This window comes from Mesorhizobium sp. M8A.F.Ca.ET.021.01.1.1 (assembly GCF_003998025.1).
Taxonomy (GTDB): Bacteria; Pseudomonadota; Alphaproteobacteria; order Rhizobiales; family Rhizobiaceae; genus Mesorhizobium.
Map to the genome: position 1 here is coordinate 1 of NZ_RZSJ01000647.1, position 3,341 is coordinate 3,341.

A 3,341-nucleotide genomic window follows, 5' to 3' on the forward strand; every position below is an offset into this window, starting at 1 on the left:
CCATTATTCTGCACCCCCTTCAAAACCTTCGCGCGGACGGCGCGGACCACGGTCGCCGCCTTCGCGATCGCCGAACGAACGCGGGCCACGATCGCCGCGGTCGCCGAAGCTGCGCGCCGGACGATCGCCACGGTCGCGATCGCCGAAGCCACCGCGCTCGGAGCGCTCTTCGCGCTTCTGCATCATGGCCGATGGGCCTTCCTCATGCGCCTCGACCTTGATGGTCAGGAAACGCAGCACGTCCTCGGACAGACCCATCTGGCGCTCCATCTCGTTGAGCGCTGCCGGCGGGCAGGTGAGGTCCATCAGCGTGTAGTATGCCTTCCGGTTCTTGTTGACCCGGTAGGTGAGGGACTTCAGTCCCCAGTTCTCGACCCGGCCGACGGACCCGCCATTTGCTGCGATGACGCCCTTGTACTGTTCGACAAGCGCATCGACCTGCTGCTGCGAGAGGTCCTGCCGGGCAAGAAACACATGTTCGTAAAGAGCCATTATGGTTCAGTGCCTTTCTTCGTTTCTCTCCCGGTTCCCGGCGGCAAAAGCCTCTGCAACTTCTCTGACCCGCATGTGCCTCGAAAGGCGCGGGAAGAAAGGAGCATGACGAGACGGTCGAGAGCGGAGACACGGGAGGCGGAAGCGCTTCTGGCTTCACACGAAGGTTCTCGAAAAAACCTCCGGCCCTCCGTTCAGCCCCCAGCTGGGACCGGCAGATTGGCGGCGTCTATATAGCAATCCACCGATAAGGCAAGGGCAAGCGGCGTCCCCGATGTCGCAACCACCAGAAAATCAAGCCGCGGCGCCAGCAAGGCCCGGCGATTTTCCCCGGCAACCGGACCTTAACCACAATGTCAGGTTGCGCAGGGTTGCCCTCCGCCGTCAACGGTCGATTCATTATGAAAGGTGCAAAAGCCCGGACAGCCGTGCATGACAAGCGGCAAGCATTTTCGGGGGTAAGGATGCTTCTCAACAGGTTCTGGCGCTCGAAGAGCGGCAATTTCGCGCTTCTCATGGGATTGGGGCTACCCGCCATTCTGTCGGCAGTGGCCTTCGCGACCGATGTCTCGACCATGATGCGGGCGAAGAGCAACCTGCAGAACGCGATCGATGCGGCAAACCTTGCCTCCTCGCATCTTGGCGATCTCGACATGACCCGCACCGATGCTTTCGACCGCTATTTCCAGGCCAACATCGCTGGCCATGGCGAACTCGTCAACGCGCAGGCGACCCTGACCGTCGACAGGGGCGTCAATTTCATCAAGACCAAGGCGGTCGCCTCGGCCGACGTCAATCTGAACTTCGCTTTCCTGTTTGGCCAGAGCAAGCACATCGTGGTCGATGCCTCGGCGGCCGAGTCCAATAACCAGCTCGAAGTCGTGCTGGTTCTGGACAATACCGGCTCGATGGCTGGCGCCCGCATGACGGCTCTGAGGACGGCGACGAAGTCGTTGCTGGATACGCTCGAATCGACAAAGTCGCCGACGCGCCAGGTCCGTGCCTCGCTGGTTCCCTTCGTCACGGCCGTGAACGTCAATGGCGACGGGTTCGATCCGTCCTGGATCGACATGGACGGCAAATCCTCGACCAACGGTATCAATTTCCCCGTCATCGACGGCAAGCGCCCGAACCACATGGCCCTGTTCAGGCAGCTCAAGGACACCGGATGGGCCGAGCCCGGATGGAACGACACGGGATGGAAGGGCTGCGTGGAGGCGCGGGCCGGCGCCTACAACATTTCCGACACGCCGCCCGACCCGGCTAAGCCCGACACGCTGTTCGTTCCCTATTTTGCGCCGGATGATCCGGGAGATGCGCAGATGCCGTCCAGTTCCTATGGCAATGAGGCAAAGTACTACAACAATTCCTATCTCAGCGACGCCAGCGACACGGTCAAGCTAGACAAACAGAAAGGCGACAACCGGCTCGGCATCGACTTCAGCGGCCTCGACAGCGATCCCGACAAAGCCACCAAGGAACAGGTTGCCAAATATGTGGCGCCGGCCAAGGAACTTATCACCGAGACAGGAACTCCCGTCACCGTTGGTCCCAACCGTTCCTGCCCGACCCCCGTCGTTCCCCTGACCGACGATTTCGACAAATTGCGTAAGGCGGCGAGCCAGATGACGGAATGGAACGGCTCCGGCACCAACGTCTCGGAGGGGCTGTCCTGGGGCATGCGGGTGCTCTCGCCCGGCGCGCCCTATACCGGCGGCGCGCCATTCAAGACGCCTGGCGTCAGCAAGATCGTACTCCTGCTCACCGACGGTGAGAACGTCGTCTACGGCGCCAGCCAGCAATCGACGAAGTCCGACTACACATCCTACGGCTATCTGGCGGGTGGCCGCTTCGGGTCGGACAATCAGACGACGGCGGCCCGCAATGTCGACGGCTGGACGAAGAGCGTCTGCACGCAGTTGAAGAACCAGGGCGTGCAGATCTACACGATGGTGCTGCAGTCCGACACCGCTGCCAACCGCACGCTTTACAGCGCCTGCGCTTCCGATCCGAGCGATTATTATGCCGTCAACGATCCGGCCAAGCTGCCGAATGTTTTTCAGCAGATCGCCAACAAGTTCTCGAAGCTGCAACTGACGAATTGAGCGCCCGATGCCGAGAGCGCGCGATACATCCGGGGGGTCCAGACCTCAACTCGTGTGGGCGACAACCTTGTCGACCGTCTCGGGGAAGAAGTCGGGCGCGGCATGGCGCTTGCCGAACATCATGTCGTACTGGATCAGCCGGAAGTCGCGGATCGCCGGGTCGATCTCTTTCTGACGCGACCAGTCGGCCGTGGCCGCGCCGGCCGGCGTGAGCAGCAGGTTGCGGTCGACAACGCGATAGCGCTCCCGCATCTCGCCCAGGAAGCCGGTGTAGTAGGGGTGGGTGATGCCCGCGGCGGTGAGGATATGATAGGGCAGGAACGCAGGACTCACCGTCCCCAGATTCTCGACCGGGCCCGAACGGTTCGACCAGATGATCAGCGGAGTCGCGTGATGTTCGAGAGCGGCCTCCGGCGTCGGTTCCTTGCGGGGCGCGACGTTGTCCTTCAGGAAGCCGGTCTCGACATAGACCGGCCCGAGCGGCGGCAGGTGGTCACCGAAAAAGGCGACAATCGTTGGCCGCTCGCGCGTCTTGGCCCATTCGATCAGCCGCTCGAGGCCGCGGTCCGCGTCGGCTGAACCCTCGGCGTAGGAGAGCAGCGAGTCACGCGCCCACTGGCTGATCGGCGCCTGCACCGAGTGGGTCGGGTTCGAATAACGGTTCGGCTCATACGGGCCATGGTTCTGCAGGCTGACCGCGAAGAAGAAGACGGGGTCGTCGCTGGCGTCGGCTTCGCGGATGAT

The 3,341-nt window shown here is 62.3% G+C and carries 3 protein-coding genes; 1 reads left to right on the forward strand and 2 read right to left on the reverse strand.

The window, feature by feature from the left end; translation table 11 throughout:
- Positions 1–3: 3 nt before the first annotated feature.
- Positions 4–492, reverse strand: coding sequence for a 30S ribosomal protein S6 (gene rpsF / locus EOA36_RS31425; protein ID WP_027144123.1), 489 nt, complete (start codon positions 490–492; stop codon positions 4–6).
- A gap of 464 nt (positions 493–956) precedes the next feature.
- On the opposite strand from rpsF, the gene EOA36_RS31430 reads away from it, so the two are divergent.
- The gene (locus EOA36_RS31430; protein WP_127280759.1) at positions 957–2,597 is read left to right on the forward strand and encodes a pilus assembly protein; all 1,641 of its coding nucleotides are present in this window, start codon (positions 957–959) and stop codon (positions 2,595–2,597) included.
- 45 nt (positions 2,598–2,642) lie between these two features.
- Here the strand turns inward: EOA36_RS31430 and EOA36_RS31435 are convergent.
- Positions 2,643–3,341: sulfatase-like hydrolase/transferase (locus EOA36_RS31435; RefSeq protein ID WP_145969409.1), on the reverse strand; the 699-nt coding region annotated here is incomplete at its 5' end.

Excerpts from the sequence above, each read along its gene's own strand:
- rpsF (WP_027144123.1), bottom strand. The coding sequence starts at position 492 with ATGGCTCTTTACGAACATGTGTTTCTTGCCCGGCAGGACCTCTCGCAG.
- EOA36_RS31430 (WP_127280759.1), top strand. The coding sequence starts at position 957 with ATGCTTCTCAACAGGTTCTGGCGCTCGAAGAGCGGCAATTTCGCGCTT.